The organism is Micromonospora sp. NPDC005298, assembly GCF_040607375.1.
Taxonomy (GTDB): domain Bacteria; phylum Actinomycetota; class Actinomycetes; order Mycobacteriales; family Micromonosporaceae; genus Micromonospora.
In genome coordinates this window covers 137,072-154,470 of the sequence record NZ_JBEXGP010000009.1, presented here as the reverse complement: position 1 = coordinate 154,470, position 17,399 = coordinate 137,072, and the positions used below count along the sequence as shown (strand labels likewise).

15 protein-coding genes and 1 pseudogene are annotated in these 17,399 nt (G+C 67.3%); 4 read left to right on the top strand and 12 right to left on the bottom strand.

The features are described from left to right. Window positions 1-73: 73 nt before the first annotated feature. The 4 genes and pseudogenes from ABZS77_RS16555 to ABZS77_RS16540 all read right to left on the bottom strand — a co-directional run bounded on the left by ABZS77_RS16555 (window position 74) and on the right by ABZS77_RS16540 (window position 2,381). Window positions 74-588 (bottom strand): annotated as a pseudogene (locus tag ABZS77_RS16555) (LysR substrate-binding domain-containing protein). Between the two features lie 39 nt (window positions 589-627). Next, window positions 628-786, bottom strand: coding sequence for a hypothetical protein (locus ABZS77_RS16550; RefSeq protein WP_354823310.1), 159 nt, complete (start codon window positions 784-786; stop codon window positions 628-630). 141 nt (window positions 787-927) lie between these two features. Continuing rightward, window positions 928-1,155: a ferredoxin gene (locus ABZS77_RS16545; RefSeq protein WP_354823308.1), complete on the bottom strand. Its 228-nt coding sequence runs from the start codon at window positions 1,153-1,155 to the stop codon at window positions 928-930. After that, window positions 1,152-2,381, bottom strand: coding sequence for a cytochrome P450 (locus ABZS77_RS16540; RefSeq protein ID WP_354823306.1), 1,230 nt, complete (start codon window positions 2,379-2,381; stop codon window positions 1,152-1,154). Before ABZS77_RS16540 ends, ABZS77_RS16545 begins: the two co-directional genes overlap by 4 nt. 509 nt (window positions 2,382-2,890) lie before the next feature. Between ABZS77_RS16540 and ABZS77_RS16535 the strand changes: the two genes are divergently transcribed. The 3 genes from ABZS77_RS16535 (at window position 2,891) to ABZS77_RS16525 (ending at window position 3,788) form a co-directional block, all read left to right on the top strand. Then, window positions 2,891-3,064 carry a hypothetical protein gene (locus ABZS77_RS16535; protein ID WP_354823304.1) on the top strand — a complete coding sequence of 58 codons (174 nt, stop codon included), beginning with the start codon at window positions 2,891-2,893 and terminating at the stop codon, window positions 3,062-3,064. 54 nt (window positions 3,065-3,118) lie between these two features. Then, on the top strand, window positions 3,119-3,565 hold the full coding sequence (locus ABZS77_RS16530) for a hypothetical protein (RefSeq protein WP_354823302.1): 447 nt from the start codon (window positions 3,119-3,121) through the stop codon (window positions 3,563-3,565). Window positions 3,566-3,650: 85 nt separating this feature from the next. Then, complete coding sequence (locus ABZS77_RS16525; protein WP_354823300.1) at window positions 3,651-3,788, top strand: hypothetical protein; 138 nt, start codon at window positions 3,651-3,653, stop codon at window positions 3,786-3,788. 912 nt (window positions 3,789-4,700) lie between these two features. Here ABZS77_RS16525 and ABZS77_RS16520 read toward each other — a convergent pair. Further along, complete coding sequence (locus ABZS77_RS16520; RefSeq protein ID WP_354823298.1) at window positions 4,701-4,985, bottom strand: hypothetical protein; 285 nt, start codon at window positions 4,983-4,985, stop codon at window positions 4,701-4,703. Between the two features lie 156 nt (window positions 4,986-5,141). Between ABZS77_RS16520 and ABZS77_RS16515 the strand changes: the two genes are divergently transcribed. Then, on the top strand, window positions 5,142-5,747 hold the full coding sequence (locus ABZS77_RS16515; protein WP_354823296.1) for a DNA-binding response regulator: 606 nt from the start codon (window positions 5,142-5,144) through the stop codon (window positions 5,745-5,747). Here ABZS77_RS16515 and ABZS77_RS16510 read toward each other — a convergent pair. The 7 genes from ABZS77_RS16510 to ABZS77_RS16480 all read right to left on the bottom strand — a co-directional run bounded on the left by ABZS77_RS16510 (window position 5,713) and on the right by ABZS77_RS16480 (window position 17,304). Beyond that, entirely contained in the window at window positions 5,713-9,234 is a 3,522-nt protein-coding gene (locus ABZS77_RS16510; protein WP_354823294.1) for a tetratricopeptide repeat protein, read from the bottom strand. The genes ABZS77_RS16515 and ABZS77_RS16510 overlap by 35 nt on opposite strands. 114 nt (window positions 9,235-9,348) lie before the next feature. After that, window positions 9,349-10,245, bottom strand: a complete 897-nt coding sequence (locus ABZS77_RS16505) for an S-4TM family putative pore-forming effector (RefSeq protein WP_354823292.1) — start codon at window positions 10,243-10,245, stop codon at window positions 9,349-9,351. Window positions 10,246-10,525: 280 nt separating this feature from the next. Continuing rightward, window positions 10,526-11,818: a DUF2399 domain-containing protein gene (locus tag ABZS77_RS16500; protein WP_354823290.1), complete on the bottom strand. Its 1,293-nt coding sequence runs from the start codon at window positions 11,816-11,818 to the stop codon at window positions 10,526-10,528. Continuing rightward, complete coding sequence (locus ABZS77_RS16495) at window positions 11,815-14,904, bottom strand: hypothetical protein (RefSeq protein WP_354823288.1); 3,090 nt, start codon at window positions 14,902-14,904, stop codon at window positions 11,815-11,817. The genes ABZS77_RS16500 and ABZS77_RS16495 overlap by 4 nt, the downstream gene beginning before the upstream one ends. Further along, window positions 14,901-15,554, bottom strand: a complete 654-nt coding sequence (locus tag ABZS77_RS16490) for a hypothetical protein (protein WP_354823286.1) — start codon at window positions 15,552-15,554, stop codon at window positions 14,901-14,903. The genes ABZS77_RS16495 and ABZS77_RS16490 overlap by 4 nt, the downstream gene beginning before the upstream one ends. After that, window positions 15,551-16,090, bottom strand: a complete 540-nt coding sequence (locus ABZS77_RS16485; protein ID WP_354823284.1) for a hypothetical protein — start codon at window positions 16,088-16,090, stop codon at window positions 15,551-15,553. Before ABZS77_RS16485 ends, ABZS77_RS16490 begins: the two co-directional genes overlap by 4 nt. Beyond that, entirely contained in the window at window positions 16,087-17,304 is a 1,218-nt protein-coding gene (locus tag ABZS77_RS16480) for a hypothetical protein (RefSeq protein ID WP_354823282.1), read from the bottom strand. The genes ABZS77_RS16485 and ABZS77_RS16480 overlap by 4 nt, the downstream gene beginning before the upstream one ends. Window positions 17,305-17,399: the final 95 nt, after the last annotated feature.

Genomic DNA, 17,399 nt, shown 5'->3' with positions numbered 1-17,399 from the left:
CCCTTGCTGGAGCGAGGCTCGGCCTTCGGACGGCGCCGGAGGTCGAGCGCTCGCTACCTGGCCCCCTGGGATTTCACTTCTTCGTGGTGTCCTTGAGGGCGTCGATCAGCGCGCCCAGTGCGGGCTGCGACGGCGAGATCTCCCGGACCGCAGCGCAGATCGTCCTGATCGGCTTCGGGCGACGGACCCGGCGGATGGTGACGCCAGGATGGCGGGTGCCCAGTCCCAGTCGGGGGATGAGGCTGACGCCGAGGCCAGCCGCGACGAATCCCTGAAGCCGTGGCGTAGTCCTCCGACTTCGCCACGATGTCCGGGCTGAAGCCCGCTGCGGCGCAGGCGTCGATGACGGGCTCCAGGCAGGGGCCGGGGGTTCACTACCGACCCAGGGTTCGCTGGCGAGGTCGGCCAGGTCGATCACCCGTCGCGCGGCGAGCGGGTGTCCGGTGGGCAGCACGGCCTGGTACGCGTCGTCGAGCAGGGGCACCACCTGTAGCCCTGGTGGCTTTCGTCGCTTGGCCGGCGGACGACAATGGCCAGGTCGGCGCTGCCCTGCTCCACGTTTCGCAGCAGATCATCAGGATCGGTCACCTTGGCATCGATCGTCACGCCGGGGTGCTCGCGCCGGACTCAGGCGAGGGCGGGTGCCAGCAGGGGTGGGCCGACCGAAGCGAAGTAGTGGATCGTCAGCCGGCCCGTACGCCCCGCGCGCAGGACGGCCAACGCGGTCTCGGCCTCGGCGACATGCTGACTGATGATGGCCGCGTGCCTGGTGAGCAGTCGACCCACCGCCGTGGGCTGGACACCTCGGCCGACCCTTTCGAGCAGCGTTCTTCTGCATCACCGCCCCAGAGTTGCACCGGCAGAGTTCGATCCGCAGGCCGTATCGCTCGACGAGGGCGCGGGTGTCGACGTGCAGGACGATTCGGGTCACTCCTGCGGCGCGATCGGCCGGTCGTCGGTGGCGTCGCGGACCGTGATCGCCTCCACCGGGCACGAGTCGGCGGCGTCGAGGACGACCTCGGCGGGGGCGACGACATCGGCCAGCGGCGCGGAAAGGCCGTCCACCAGGCGGAAGTGCTCGGGCGCTGTACCGGCGCAGATGCTCGTGCCGATACAACGGCGCGAGTCCACCCCGATCCGCCAGGCGGTACTCACCAGGCCACCGGCATGCCGAGCAGGCCCCGCACCAACATGCCCCGCTTCCACTCCAGCTCGGCTTCCGGTACGGCGAGCCGCAATCCGGGCAGGCGAGTCACGAGGGTGGCGACGGCGACCTGCAACTCCATGCGGGCCAGCTGCGCGCCGACGCAGTGGTGTACGCCGTGCCCGAAGCCCAGGTGCGGGTTCTGCTCGCGGTCGAGATCCAGCCGGTCCGGATCGGCGAAGACGGTACCGTCCCGATTCGCCGACGAGAGTGAGCCGAGAACCGGCTCACCTGCCCGGACCAGCACCCCGCCGACCTCGACGTCCTCCTTGGCGTACCGGGCGAAGGAGGAGCCGACGCCGAGCGGCACGTACCGCAACAGTTCCTCGACCGCGGCCGGCACCAGCGACGGGTCGGCCCGCAGCCGAGCGAGCTGGTCCGGATTGTGCAGCAGGACGTAGACGAAGTTGGGGATTTGGGTCACCGTGGTCTCGTGACCGGCCGCGAGCAGCCCTCCGGCCAGCTCCACCAACTCGGTCTCGCTGAGCCGATCCTGATTCTCGTCGCGGGCGCGCACCAACGCGCCGAGCAGGTCGTCGATTCCCGGCTCGCGGCGGCGCTCGGCGACCAAATCACCGATGTAGCCCCAGAGATTGTTCAGGTACTCCTGGATCGTTTCCATGGGTAGGGAGGTGGTCGAGACGATCGCCTCGGACCAGACGTGGAAGCGGTCGCGGTCGGCGTACGGGACCCCGAGCAGCTCGCAGATCACCTGGATTGGCAGCGGCGTGGCGACGTGCTCCACCAGGTCGGCCGGAGGACCGAGCCGGACCATGTTGTCGACCAGCGCGTCGGCGATCTCCTGGGCTCGGGGTCGCAGCGCCTCTACCCGACGTGCCGTGAACGCCTTTGCCACCAGCCGGCGCAGCCGAGTGTGATCGGGCGGGTCCATGGTCAGCAAGCCGCTGTACTGCTGGCGCGGGGTGAGCCTGGGCTCGTCGCGCTGCACGGCCGGGGAGCGGCCGAACCGCACGTCGCCGAGGACCGTACGGACGTCCTCATACCGGGTGGCGAGCCATGCCTCCTCGCCGTAGGGGAGCTTTACCCGGGCCATCGGCTCGTTCTCGCGCAGCTCGCCATAGGTCGGATCCACGACGAGGCGGTCGGGCACACTGAACGGGTACGGCCGCGCGGGCGGAACGGTTCGACTCTCGGTGGTCTGCGCGCCCTCCGTCATGCGGATTCCCTTCGTCGAGACGGCGTGATTCTCAGGCCGGCACCACGTTCGTAACGGGGCCGGATTGCCAGCGTCCAGGGCTTACGGACAGCACGCATTGACACTCAGTAATCTTTCAAGAACGGATCGTAGCGGCACGCGTCGATGATCGCCATGGAGGCTGATCCGCGTCCGTACACGACAGCGTTCTCGTAGCGAACCGCCTACGGGGCCTCGTCCTCGACAACCAGCCAATCCCCCGCATCGGGTCGTCGCGACTTTGACCAGTTGGAACCTTGTCGGCAATGCGCCTCGGCCGCGACGACGTAGCGCAGGTCGCAGCGGCTAGCGAACTCGCCTTCCCGTCGTCGGTGGCGTGCTGCGGCCCACGACGGGCAGCAATGGCTCAGCACGACCTATTTCCGAGATCGAAGTGGCCGCCACGGCCGCCCCCCGGACTGCTCATGCACTGTCCCGCTCGTTCTTTCATCGCTGGCCCCGGCCGTTTCCTCGTCGGCGCCCAAGGCCCCATGTCGCGCGGGTGCAGCACTCGCCGCTGTGAGCTCGCCGCTGGAAGCCCGCTCGATCGCTCCATCCACGAGATCGCCACCCTGGCCACCACCGAGGAGGACCGTGACCGCTACGTCGATCAGGTCATCCGCCTGCTCACCTCGGACACCGGCCAGGAGCGGGTGGGCCCGTAGCGGTCATGTGGTGCCACGAGGCTTTCCCTGGTGACCGGTCCGTACGATCCAGCGATGATCAGCAAGCCGTTGCGCCCCGGCCCGGCGGCCACCGGGCGACGACCGCCAAGCATCGGCGCCAGCGTGCTGCTGTTCGCGTTCTGGTGGGTGTACGTGCTTGCCGTTGACATCGCGCTCCTGGCCGAGGTCGGCGGCACCGGGAACTGGCTCGCCCTGGGTGGCTGCACGGTGGCCGTCGGTGTCCTGCTCCGTGGCCTCCGGCGCGGGGGCCCGACCGCGTGGCGGGTGGCCCAGCGATTCGCCGTGGGCGTGGGGCTCGCTTTTCTCGGTGGTGCCGGGACGATGCTGCTGTTCGGGCCGCGCCTCGGGTCGCTGATCGCGCCGCCGGTCGAGCCCGTTGTCGTCGTGGGGATGCTGGGCGGGTTGCTGGCGGTGCTGGCCCTGCTCGTCAGCGGGCTGCGGCTCCGCACCGCTTCGGCCCGAGCCTGGTGCGGTCGCTGATCGCTCATCGACCAGGATGGCGCCGTGCGCTCGATCATCACCGGCCGCCCGCGACACGCACCGCAGCCCAGACGATCATCACCGAGTGCGCACCAAGCTCGAGCGCTACCGCGCCGCCCTAGACGCCGGCGCCGACCCGGTGGTGGTCACCGGTTGGATCGCGCAACCCCAGGCCGAACGTGCCGTGCGGAAGCAGATGTACGCACCACCACGCGCCGGATGAGCCGAGCAGACATACGGCCCTGGTGACCGCGCTCGGCGACATCACCACCGTGCTCCGCGACGCCGACCCAGCCGACATAACCGAGGTCTACCAGCAACTCGGTCTCCGGCCGAATTACCAGCCTGAAACGCGAACGGTGCGCGCTGAAGTCGATCTCAGCACGCACCGTGGAGCAGATATTTGGTGTCCGAGGGGGGATTCGAACTCTTGTACGTATCATCGGTGCTCCATTTCGGGTGCACATGCTCATAGATTACTGCACGTTCAGGGTTGGCTCAACCTCGCGCGCCAATCACCGGGCGTGAGCATGAATCGAAGTCGGGCCGCGTATGGTCCAACCTTGCCAGCCTGGTTCGTTTATTGACTGACCGAAATGAACGTGCGGGCATCAAGCTTGAGCCCCACCGCAGGGGTCCTGGTGAGTTTCAGTCGACCGGCGTTGACGGCAACCCGTGCCGCTCGCGTTCTTCGGTAGCGAGCGCACCAGGTTCACCGCCTTCGTCGAACTCTGAAATTCACCACAACCGCGCACAGCGCCAGAGCATCCAGCGCCGACCAACGCGATGCAACGAGGTGGTCCCGCAACGCGGAGATCTGCGCTCGCACCGCCAGGGCGAGGGTCTGGATCCGGATGAGTCGCCGGACGGCTGCGGTGTCGGAGCTGCGGTAGACGGCCGCGGCCGTCAGATCTGCCCCTCCTGCCGTCGCACGTCGCTGACGCTGAACAGGAACGGCAGATTCCCGAAGCACCTCTCCCCCGACGGCACCAGCTGTTCCATGTCCGAGGCGAACAACCGCAGATAGGATTCTGGGCAAGCGCTCGCCAACCCGCGCTACACGGGTCGGCAGGTCTGGAACCGGCAACCCGCGCACAACGACGCCGACGCTAGTACGGCAGCCGGCCTTACCCCACTACCGGAGGTCCACCGGGCTCATGGAGTCGCCGAGGGCCTTATCCACCGTTACCTCGGCGAGGTCGTTCATCACGATGTTCACCAACTCCTCAGGGATGTCGTGGCGCCCAGCCTCTCGGATCTCCTCGTAGATGAGCCGGGGCGTCCACGCGGCCGGACTTCGATCGACCATCTCGATGATTGCCTTGACCTTGGCCCAGGGGACCTCGTCCGGTCCGCCGTAGGCGCTGTATAGGTGGAGCGGCCGATACAGCCGTCGGCCGATGTCTTCGTCACGGACCACCTGTACCTCCCTAGTCTCGGGAGACCGACGCTAGGGAGCACGCGGATCGCGGGTCTATGACGGCGTGCCGGCATGCTTCTGCCACCGACATGCGGAAACCTGCAGCTCTGCGGTGTCTAAGCTGAGGTTCTGTCGCGCTGGGGAGGTCTGTCGGCCGTGGCCGTCCCTGTCGGCGTCTTCGACCCCTTGCCGATGTTCCGTCAGGGGGTGGTGGCGGTTTTGTCCGCCGCTGGCTACGACGCGGACGACCCTGAGGATGTGGTGGCCTGGGCAGGTCGGGCGTCAACAGGGGTGGTTCTGCTGACACTCGGCACCGAGCAGGACTGGCAGCTGCTAGGACGGCTTCACGAGCGGACGCAGACGGCTGTCGTCGCCCTATTCGATGAAGTCGACGCAGTGACCGCGGCACGTGCGCTCCGGGCGGGAGCGCGGTCGGTGCTGCCCCGGCAGGTCACCGCCGCAGCACTGTGCCGCACGGTCGAGGCGACCCTTGACGGACAGGCGGTGCTGCCGTCGAACACCGCGGCCGTACTCGCTGCCGGCGAAGCGACCGGCGAACCTGTCGAGGCGATGCCATCGGAACAACAGCGGATATGGCTTTTGCGCTTGGCCAAGGGAACCACGGTGGCACGGTTGTCGGTCGAAGCCGGCTATTCCGAGCGGGCGATGTACAGGTTGCTGCAGGCGTTGTACGAGCAGATGGGAGTCGAGGGCCGCATGCAGGCCATCATCCGTGCCCAGGCCCGGGGTTGGCTCCGCTGATTGCACTTAGCATCGGGCCGAGCCGGCCCGGTTGGCGGCCGCAGGTCTCGAGTTGCCGAACCAAGAAGTTCAGGAGCTCTTCCGTTCCCATGGCCGGCGGGTCGGTGCAGTCTCGGGCAGCACGGAAGGCGTCGACGGACGCACGCAACGCCGTATCACTGTTGAGTGCACGCCAACAAAGCGCGAACCCCCGCATCTGCAACGCGCTGATGTCTCGGGGGTCCCGGCTGCGGCGCTCGGCCTCATTCTGCAGGTCCTCGAAGCACCGATGGGCCTCCTCGACTCGGCCGTCGAGCGCGATTGTCAGGGCTCGGAGAGCGGGCACGATCAGCGACCGATGCTTGCGTCGTATGCGGTTGGCGGCATCGATCGCAGCCTGCGCGGCGGCTAGGTCGACGGGCTCGATCCGCAGGTACGCCATGCACCGGACGGTGTGCGCCTGAACTTGCAAGAGCAGGCTACGTTGGCGACGGGCTCGGGCGAGCACGTCGTCCGCCAGGATCAGCGCCTCGTCCGGCCGGCCGTGATCGAGAAGAAGGTCTGCCCTCGCGTCGTCGCACGCGGTGCGCAGCGTGCTGTCCGGCTGGTTCGCTGCATCGTCCCGGGCCTCCGCGATGCACCGCTCAGCGTCGGCGAACTCGCCAAGCTCGGCCGACCATCGGGCGAGCTTGAGCGCGATGGCGACGGCGGCGCCGTCCGAGCCGATTTCGCGGGCCAGTTCCAGCGCCCGTTGCGCCAGCGGCACCGCCTGGCGGTAGTTACCCCAGCGGCGGTAGCAGTCGGCAAGCCCTTCGCTCGCAGCAAGTTGGTCGTCCGGCGTCTCCCGCAGGTTCGCCTCGGAAAACGCGAGCCCGAACAGGTCTGCGGCCTTTTCCGTCTCGCCCAGATCCCAGTGTGTCGCAGCTATATTGATTTCAATGGGTAGGCGATCGGACGAATCGCCGTCGGATTCCGCAATGTTTAAGGCGTCCTGAAACGCTTCGATCGCGTCGTCGAGACGGCCCCTTGATCGATAGAGGTCGCCGAGACTGTTGAGGTTCAACATCTTCGGTCTCGGGTCGGTGAGCAGGTTCCGAATGTGCTCGCGGCGCCCGAGAAGGAGTGCCTCGCTGTCCCATTTTCGGAGCAAGACGTCGAGCTGCTCCATCTTGGAGAGCGCGGCCTCGAACCGTTCGGCGCGCCGCAGCACGTCGATGAGGGCGAAGTGCCCATGCAAGTCATCGACGCCAGTGACGTCTTCGTCAGCCTTCAGTCGGGATCCGAGCTCACGTGCGGCGCTCCACAACATCCGCCGCCAGTCCTCCCGTTCTGGCGGAGGCTCGCCGCGCATCTGGTACGGGTCTGAGGGTGGCAGGCTGTAGAGGCCGTCAACTACCGTGACCAGTCGTTGATCGGCCAGCTTCTGCAACAGCGAGGTTGCGTGTTGGACGGGGAGCCAATGCTGGACCAGGGCGGCAATCGCCTCGGGCGCCACCGGCGTACCGAAGGCAGCCAGAGCCGCGAGCAGCCGCCGTGAGTGTTCATGCAGCTGATTTTTGAAGGCGTCCGCGAGGAAGCGGGGCACCTCTTCCGACGGTCGGGCAGTAACCTCGTCGACCAGTGCACCGGCACCATACTCGCTTCCGACCGATTGGACTATGATCTGGGCGAGCCAGGCGTACGAGGGGTTGCCGCCGAGCCGTTCGCGCAGCGTATCGGCCTGGGATTTGGTCAACCCGGTCAGGCCTGTCCCCACCGGTTCATTGAGTACACGGAGAAGCCGGCCGAAGTGCGGCTGATGCAGACCCCCCACCGCGATCCGTTTGGCTGCGCCCGGCCACGTACAACCTAGCGTCGATGAGGGGCGGGCGCTTGACACGAGAAGCACCTTCGCAGCTCGGCCCGGTGTGGTTGCGATGGCATCGAGTGCTTGGTCGAACTCGGTGTCGACGACAGCACCGGTCTCCTTCTCGAGCAATACTTCGGCCTGATCGATCATGATCACGACCGGTCGGTCGAGGGCGTCCAGAGCGGCGTTCAGACGGATGTGCACCGTCTCGCCGGGCCGCAGCCGGTCGTCCGTAGTCCCGTACTCTAGGCTTTCCACCAGGGTCATGGCATCTGGCCGACGAACGGCAGCGGCGTGGTGTTCGACTACCCGTACGCCACGAAGCCGCAACTCAGCCGTCACCGCCTGGGCGATGATGGACTTGCCGACACCGGCCGGGCCGAGTAGCAGTGTCACGGCCGGACCAGGGGACTCCAGTGCCTCACGGAGCTGCTTCCTTGTTTCCTCATGTCCGATGACCGGCCGAATGAGCAGGGCATCGGATCTACCGGCGACGGCGAACATCTCCGGAATGAGGCGCATCGGCTGAACGTCGGGCCGTCGATAGGACAGAAGACCGCGTGCGAGCAGACCCGCGAGCCGCAGGCACCACCAGCGCCCGACCGGGCCCACCGATTCGTACGTGCTGTGCCAAACGGCCTGGGCGAGGAGGGAGACCTGCATCTGCTTGTTCCAGGGCCCCCGCCATGTGGCCGCGAAAGGCGCCTCGCCTGGATCACAGAGAGCCCGGATCGCGGCGGCAAGGTCGGTCGGCGCATCGGTCGGTTGCTTACCCGGCGCGAGCACGAACTGCAGAAGGCCGTTGAATGCCACCTGATCGAGATTCGTGACCCGATGCGCGAGCAGGGAGACGAGCAGCGTGGCCAGGTCGCGGGTCAGCGGCGCGCTGGATTGAAACGTGGCAACGTCGATCAATCGATACCGGCCGGCGCTCAGGTCGCGCCCGATGTTCTCCGGCACCAAAATATTGTCCTGATGTAGATCGCCGTGCACATGGCCGGTGATGCGGGGCTCTGGCCGCGCCGTCGAGAGTGCAGGATCATCCAGCAGGGCCAGCGGATTGGGGAGCGCCCCGTCGTCATCGGTCATGAACCACCGAACGTCGGCGGGAACGGCCCAGCCGCTCGTTCGGTCCCCGAGCTCGCTTCGGAGCAACTCCGGAACCGTCATCTCGGGCAACTGGAAGGCCGTACCCGTCCACTCCTCAAGCAAACCCCGGCGTACCTGATGGCATACGTCACCGAGTTGATGATCTCGAATCCTCGATAGGACCGTCATGCTGTCGAGGTCGTCCCCGGCAAGGTCCTGGAAACTGACGAGTTCATCGGTCGGACACCTCACCGGGTCGAACGCGATGCCGACCATGTGGTTCAGCGGGAAACTCGAGACGACGCCGTGCTTATTCGCGGCATCGTGCTGGGCGTTCTCGGGCGCAGCGGCGCCCGGTGGGCTGACCTTGGCGATGCATCGTTGTGGCACCTTGTAGTCAGCGTGCGCGTGTTCGACCACGACAGCGACGAGCTTGGCGCCGGTGAAACCACGTGCCTGCCAGCCACTCGAGTCCGGTCTGATCGCTAGATTGCGATCGCCGAACGCTGCCCGAACCGCATTCGCCGGTACCTTACCCAGTGCCTCGGCAAGGGGGTCTTGTTGCGGCACTGCAGGCTCCCCATCTCTTTGACAGCGGCGTGCCGCGAGTGTCACACATCTGCCACCGAGCCGATACCGGCCGTCACGGCGCGACGGGAGCCCTGTCGGAAAACAGACAGGAACTCAGGCCCCGGGCTGCCTGCTGAAGCGCTCCTCGAGCGCCTGCTTCCGATACTCAAAGTCGCGCTGGTCGCGATCGTGGAACCGCCGGAAGAACCACACCGGCGTGCGAGCTTGCTGTCGGCGCAGGATGAAGAGCACATCCTGAAGCTGGCGGGCGAGGGCATCCCACTCCGGTCCCGGCATCAGCCGAGTCGTGGACGGCTGGGCGCTCAGTCCGTACACCATCTCCCGGACCCGGGTCCGCTCGCGATTGCTCGACAGCTGCCCGCGGTAGGTGTCGAGACACAGCATCAGGAGACCCAACGACGGCACGAACCAACCGCCGATGAGTGCCGCCACGCTCATACCGGTGAGCAAGCCGATGATCACCCCGGTCAGTACCCACAGGACAGCCAGGCCAGCCAGCAAATGGGCGTAGCGTTGACGCACCTTGGAACCCCATGCGAAATTCTGCTCGAAACAAAACAGAGCAGCATAGGGCCCGGGGACCTCGGCGACGACGTAGTAGTCCTTGAGCCAGCTCTCCTCGCCTTGGAATCGGCTCTTTAGCTCACTCAACTGGTCCTCGGGGACAGCTGGCCCAACGAGGACAGGGTTGGGAGGGAGATCGAACAGCCTGCAGTCCATCATGTCCTGCAGGACTGCACTCAAGTGCTGGTAGCGCTCCGCCCAGGGACTCAAGACGATCGCGTACACACCAGTCCACAAGGCACCCGTCAGACTGACGGCGGGTGCCGTCATTGGTGCGATCTTGGCGACGATGCCGAGTGCGGCAACAGCCATGGAGAGGACCAGCGCGCCAGTGTAGACCCGTTGTGAACGCTCATGCGTGACGGCGATGGCGCGCTGTAAGTCGAGGATCCGGGCGCTGTTCTGTCGGGTCGCCAGATTCGCCATCAAGACCTCCAGCAGCCGGGCCGATGACTAGAACCTAGTGACGAGGCAGCCCTCGGCATAGTGCGATCCGGCACTTGGGCACGGGCCGCTGCGGCTCCAACGCTCCCGGCAGCTTCCCGCGTCTAGGCCACGCCGTGCAGCCTGGCCAGGTGCCCACGCTTCAGAGTCCCTGTTTTCAGACGGCGACCGTCGGGAGGCGCTCCGAAACGTCCTGGAGCTCTACTCCGGTAGAGCCATCTCGACGTTGCGGCCGACGCAGAAGCATTTCTTGTCGAATATTCTACGCATATAGGTTGCCATTCAACACAGCCTGAAGGGCGGCCCGTGCAGTGGCTTCTTGCTCGATCGCGTAGCCCCGGTGCAGGCAGCGTTGCGCGAAGACGCCAACCGGATCCGGGCGTTGCGCGAGCTGCTGGAGGCGGCTGCGGCTGTGAGTGTTGAAGGGCCGGCCTTCGTCGTGCGGCACGGTGCCGACGTCTACGACGTGGATGGTGGTGTCCGACGGCAGGTTGTCGTGGATGCGGGCGGTGATGCGGACGCCGCCGAGGTCGGCGTCCGCGCAAATGACAACCCCGGAGGTCTGCTGCGCCGCCTGGACGATCATCGACACGACGGCGTCGGGCGGCTGCCCGTGGCACCAGACGACCGGCAGGTCGGCCCGGGTGTCACAGACCGCTTCGGCCGCCTGCCGGTTCTCCACGACCAGCAGGACATCGCCCGGCTCGGTGACGGTCAGTCGCGGCAGCATGTGGGGACTCAGCCGGATGTCGTGCGGCCCGGGCATCGCCGACAGGTCGAGGATGGAGCCGTCGGTCGTGTGCAGCAGGATCGGGCCGCCGAGCCCGATGTACGGGTTGCGGGCCACGCCGACGGCGATGAGTGTCTCGTGGTCGAAGCCCATCGAGGCGAGCAGATGGTTCACGTCGTCGCGGGCTTTCGTGTCCTTGGCGTGACTCTGCACGAAGGCGCGAAGCGAATCGTGGCTGCGGCCCTCGGCCAGGTCGGTGGCCGCGCGCACCGCCCACAGCAACCGGTCGGGATGATCGGTATCACGGAGTGCCCGGCTGACATCCGGCCAGTCGTCGGCGAGCGCCGACGCGATCTGCTCCGCCCTAGTGCGAAGGGTGCTGGTGTCGTCCCGACGGCGGCTTCGACGTTCCTGTTCGGCTGCCGTGAGGTCGGGGTGAGGGTACACCCGGCGTGGCGGCTGGGCCAGGGCGTTGCCGTTGAGGGTGTAGCCGATAGTCACGCAGCCAAATTCGGTGAGCTCCAGCATGATGCGCAGCGCGTCGGTACCGAACCTGCTGCTGACACCGGCCCAGCCGTGCTCGCTGCGGATGACCCAGCTCCAGTCGCTGTCGCTGAGCAGGCCCTCCGGTCGGCGGGGGGCCTCGCTCGGATTTGCCGTGCGGAGCCGTGCAGAGCGCGGTCTCGGTCGGCCTCGGCTGTCGCGGGGGTAGCGGCCGCTGGGAGGCAGTGGTGCGTAGGCGACCAGGCCCGGATAGTCGCGGATCCAGCTCAGGGTGATCTCGGGATCCAGTTCCCCGTCAGTGGTGCCGTCGGTGTCGGTCATGTCTGCGGCTCCGGCCGGAACGAGGTCATCCAGTCGGAGAGCAGTTGCACCCGGGCGGTGTCGGCTTCGCTGCCGATGACGACCGGTGCCTGGTTGTACGGCATGACGTCGGACGGGCGGCGCAACTTGATGTAGAGGCTGGACGCGCCGATCGCGTACCTCTCCATGTCGTCCTGCAGGGCGCCGACGACGCTGATCGCCCGGTCGCGGCCGATGTTTTCGAACAGGGCGACGGCGTCGCGGCGGTGTGCGGCGCCGAGGTTGCGGCCGAGTTCGTCGAGGACCAGCAACAGCGGCCGGTCCTGGGCGCCGGCGAGGGCCGCCGCGCAGACGAGCTTCACTGCTTTGTCGTCCATCTGGGCGGTGTTGCCGCGCAGCCGGTACGACGACGGCGGCTTGCCCTCGCCGCGCCGCCAACGTGGGATGATCGTCCACTGCCACGGTTTCTCAGGGTCGGCGGGGGCTTCCGGTTCCGGGAAGTCGAGGTTGCCGCCGTAGCCGCCGTAGGTCTGGTCGAGCCGGTCGAACTCGTCGGACACCTGCCGCAGCTTCGCCTTGATCGCTTTGGCGGTGGTCGACCGCAACGCCTCCGACGTTTGCCGAGCCTCGTCGAGCGCGGCCTTCGCTCCAGTCAGGGTGATCGTCTTCGCCTGCCGCTCCCGCTGGATCTGGGAGGCGTTCTCCCGGTCGACACGCTCATGATCGGTCAGGAAGTTCCCAACGATCCGCAACACATCGGGGATCAGCCGCACATATGCACCTCCGGTGCGCCGGTCGGCGCGTTGCTCGTCGACGACGCGCAGTTCCTCCGGCCGGTTCTGCTCCGGGTCACCGGGCGGAAAGCACGCGGCGCGCACCTCGTTGGCCAGCCGCGCGCACACCTCGTCCCACTCCGCCGGCGGCCGCATCGCCTCACTCTCGTCGAGCGTGAGCAGATGCTGCTCGGCGGTATCCACCGTTCCGGTCCACTGCGCGTTTAGGCGGGGAAGATCGAGATCTGTACGCTGCTGGAGCAGTGCACTCCACTGTCTGCGGTTCTCTTCGAGTTCCTTCTTCAGGGTGGCCAGAGTGCGGCTCGCCGTGTCGATCTGCTGGGCGCGGGCGGCTTTCTCACCGAGAGCGGCCTCGTAGCCGATCTTCGCCTGCCGCAACGGTCCGTCGAGTTTGCTCAGCTCCACTTCGATGGCGGAGTTGCGATTACGGAGCTTCGTCACCTTGCCTTGAACCGCACCAGCCTCGGCCTCGGCTTTCGCGCCACGCAGGTGCGCGTCAGCGCGGCTCTTGGTCCGTTCGGCCTCACGGATCCCCTCGTCAGCCTCGCCGTCCTCGCCGGCGGCTTTCTCCAGTTGATCCTGAGCGGCTCGGATTCGGCCAGCACGACCGGTCAGGGCCTCCGGGAGACCGGCGATCCCGTGCACACCAGCCACAGGATCGATATGCCCGTCAGCACCGGCTCGCTCTGCCAACGCCGCGAGGAATCGACCCACCGGCAGGTCGGGATCCGCGGCGGCCGGCAGGCCTGGCCCGAGCAGGTGGTCGGCCGGGTCTGCTTCGACCAGCAAGCTTCCAGGTAACGCGGCCAGTAGTTGGACGGCTTCCTGAGCTTGGTGGTGAGCGACGGCGACCGCGTGCTGATAGGGCAGCAGCCGAGCTTCCCATACAGGCCGCTGCTGTTCGGTCAAGGAGATCGTGTCGACCAGCGGCGCAGCGGTGATGTCGTTCGCCCGTAGCAACCGGACCTGGGCGACCGCGACATCCTCGCCCTTCTCCGCCGCCGACAGCGCCGCCTTGGCAACCCGCAGCGCGTGCTCGGTACGGCCTTTGATCCGCTCCGCTGCCTGGACCATTCTCCCTGCTTCGGCGATCTCCTCCTCGGCCTGTTCAACGGTGCGCCCGTCCGCGACAGCCGCGACGGCTTGAAGGGTGCGCAGCTGTCCACCGAGGGTTTCAATCGAGCCGACGTTCTGATTCTGCTCGACCTTCAGCGCGCTCTCAACGGCCTTCTGATCCTCGTACGTCTTGATCCGGGTTCGGCAGCTCTCGTCGAACGCCTTGTCGTCGGACAGCCGATGGACCTTCTCACCGGCTGTCTCGATCTGCGCGTCCAGTTCCTTGCGCCGACGCTCCTTCGCCTCGACGCCTTGGCCGATCCGCTCCGATTCGTGGAAGCCGTCAACCAGGTACCGAGCGCAACGGCTTCGCCAGCTGTCACGCGCCTCGGCCAGCAACGTCCGGGCACGCTCCCGTGAAGCGATGCCGTCCTCCACCACCTTCATCCGGTCGTCCCACAGCTCGTACTCCTCCTCGGCCCGCGCAGCCCGCCCGGCATGTTCGTACTCCTCGGCCCGGGACTTCTGTTCCTGTTCGATCTCGGCGGTCAGGCCGGTCAGCGCACCGATGGCCTCGAAGATCCGCTCCGGGGTCAGCTCGTTGAGCGGCTGGGCGAGCAGGTTCGCGGTCGGGCTGGCCCGTACCGAGGTCGACAGGAAGGACACACACCTGACCGTCGAGCCGTACAGGGTACGGGCGAGCCGGTTGGCGCGGATGTCGGTGCGGCCGTTGCTGCGCGGCAGAGCATCCCACAGGCCATCGGCGCCACCGGCCCGCTCGTCCTCCGTGTCACCGAACGGCACGTGCAGCCGATGGGCCCACCGCAACTCCACGTGCGGGCTCTGCCGGTTGATCCGCAGCCACACCGTCAACGCCGACGCATCCAGCTCCTCCGCCGTGGTGGCCTGCGGCGGCACGAACACGCCGATCAGGTAGCCGCAGTCGGCGTTGGCGTGCATCGCCTCCTGACCGGCGAGCTCGGCGGTGAACAGCAACTCGGCCGCTGCCTGCGCCCCCGACTGCAACCGCCATTGCTCGTCGGCGTGCAGCAGGCTCAGACCGGCGATGAACGACGACTTGCCGGCACCGTTGGAATCCGAGGGCCCCTGTCCTGCCACGGTGATCAGCCCACGAGCGGTGATCGGCACCGGGTGAGTCGACAGCCGCGAGATGTTGACCATCTGGATGCCAGCGAGGACACGCGCTCCGACGATGTCCTCGACGACTCCGTCCGACGGCACGGCTACAGACGTCAACGCTGCCCTCCCACGCGGTTGTGCCGGCGTTCCCGGATCGCTGCGGCCAGCGGATGGTCGGGTGCCGCAGCGAGAATCAACTGGTCCTGCAACTGCTCGCGGGCGGCCGGCGTCAGCCGCGACAACTGCGGGCCCGGGACGTAGCCGCTGTCGTGGTCGCCGCCGCGAACCGTTCGGAGCAGCCCACACGCGGTCATCCGGCCCAGGGCCGCTCTGACCTCGCCGACCGGCACCTTGCTGTCACGGGTGACGTCTTGCAACGTGGTTGGGTGCGGGCTCTCCCAGGAGTCCGCGGCAATCTGCTCCACGCTGCGCGGGATCGCCACCGAGTAGACCAGCACCAGGACCAGAACGGCCCGGTCGGCGAGCGACAGCGGCTGCCACCCGGTCTCGGTGAGCTCAGTCCGTACGGCGTCGTCGAACCCGGACGTGAAATGCAACTGATCAACCGTCACCAGTGTCCGGCCGGTTCGGCGAAGTAGCTCTTCCAGCCGTTCACGGCTCGTCGCATCGCTCAGCGCGGGCAGGAACTGCCGGTGCACCGGGCCACTGCTGTGCTCCAGCAGCGCGTACGCGGCTTCGACCAGCTCCCGCTGCCGATCGGGCAACGTCCCGAGCACCTCTTCGAAGATCGAATTCGGGCGGTTCACGACCCCTCCGGCCCGTCCTCAGCGGTGTCGGGGATCAACCGCCACAGCTCCCGAAGCGTGCTCAGCTCCAGCGACCCGAAGGACGCGATCCGCGGACCAATCCGCACCGTGTCCGCTCCCTCCAGCAAAACCCAACCGGATACCGAAAGGCGCCGGAGCCCCGCGGACAGCAGTTGCTGACGACTCACCTTGTTGCGGCCCGGCACCAGCCGTTGCAACACCTGACCGACATGACCGGTCGAAGCCGGCAGCCCGGGCCATGGATCCGTCGCGGGATCAGGCCAGCAACACCGCAAAGTCGCGGCCAGCACTCGCAGAGTTCCCTTGCTGTCCATCATCGAAGAGCCCGGCACCCCGTACTCGATCAGAACAGCCGGTCCCGCGCTGTCGGGCAGGTTCGGGATCAGCCACACCGCCCTGGCGTCAGCCTCCACCAGACGAAGCAGCCCGGCCGGTGTCGGTCCACCAGCGGAGACCTGCTGCGGACCGCCGGACCGGATCCGCGCCCACCACAGGGCCGCATCCCGCTCGTTCACGTCGCCTCCTGCTGGTCCCGACGGAACCAGCCGTCGGAGACCCACGTCCGCGTGGACGTCACATCGACACGCCACCCGTCACCCCAGGTCACCGTGTACGGCAGCTCCGGGCGTAGATGAATCGCGGTCACCTCCGATAACACACGCCGACTGGTCGGCCAGTCACCCGCGTCGGCGAGAAGCTGCGCCACCGTGACCACATCCCGCCCGGCAAGCAACTCCTCCGCGCGCTGAGCCAACAGCGTCGCCTCTGGGTCGACGTCAACCTCCGTCGGCGGAGGCTCCTCGTCGACACGCGGTCGCGGCGGCGGCACCCGGCCACTGTCGGACTGCATCCCTTCCTCCACCGCGTCCAGCAGATCGTCGGCGGTGAAGAGCGGCTCCGGCGCGTCGAACAGCAAACCGTCCAGCGCCTGCGCCAGCCCCTCGGTACTGCTGTCCCGCGCGAACGTGCGCCACCGCTCGGTCGGCAGCATCCCCAACGCACGCGTCTTACCAGCGTGCGCCAGCAGCCGCCCGGCCGCGGTGTTCAACGCGTCGCGATAGGCCGCCAACGCCATCCGGAGCTGCGTGCACTCCGGCAACAACTGCGGATGCCGGTCCGCGGCCGCATTGTGATACACCCGCGCCTTGTCGACCAGGTCGCTGTTACCCAGCAGCGGCTGCGCCTGCGTCCGCAAGGACTCGACCGTCGCCGACTTCGCCAACTGCATGATCGGATTCGCCAGCAGCCGGAAAACCGTCGTCATCTCCAGCAACTGCTCGCGCACCACCTCAGGGGTCGTGTCATCGTCGTCCAGCGCCAGCCGGGCCATCGACAACATCCGGTGCAGCTCCGCCTGACCCCCGGTCTGCGACAACCGGCGCAGAAAAAGCAACATCACGTACGGCGCGAACGTCGCCTGGTAGAACATCTCGTGCGGCCGCTCGTTGACCCGGGTCACCGCACGGTACGACCGCAGCACCTCGAACCGGCGCCGGACCACATCCGCCGGCACTTCCGGACATGCAAGCACGGCCTGTTCGATCGTCATCCCGGCTGGCCCCGCGTCAGCGAACGCCTGCAAGATCGACTCGTCGACCCCGACCGAGTCCGCGTCGTCCACCATCGCGTTGGCGTTCCGCGCCAACACCGCGAAGACCTGCCGGTAGATCCCGAGAACAGCCGATTCGGCAGCGTAGTCATCGAACGTCAAGGCCGCTGCATCGCTCATAGGAGGTCGACAATATCGCGGTAGGCCAGCAAGCAGGAGAACCTGCGTATGCCAAAGCTACCGGATGCTCCCCCGGCCTTCGACTGCGAGATCAT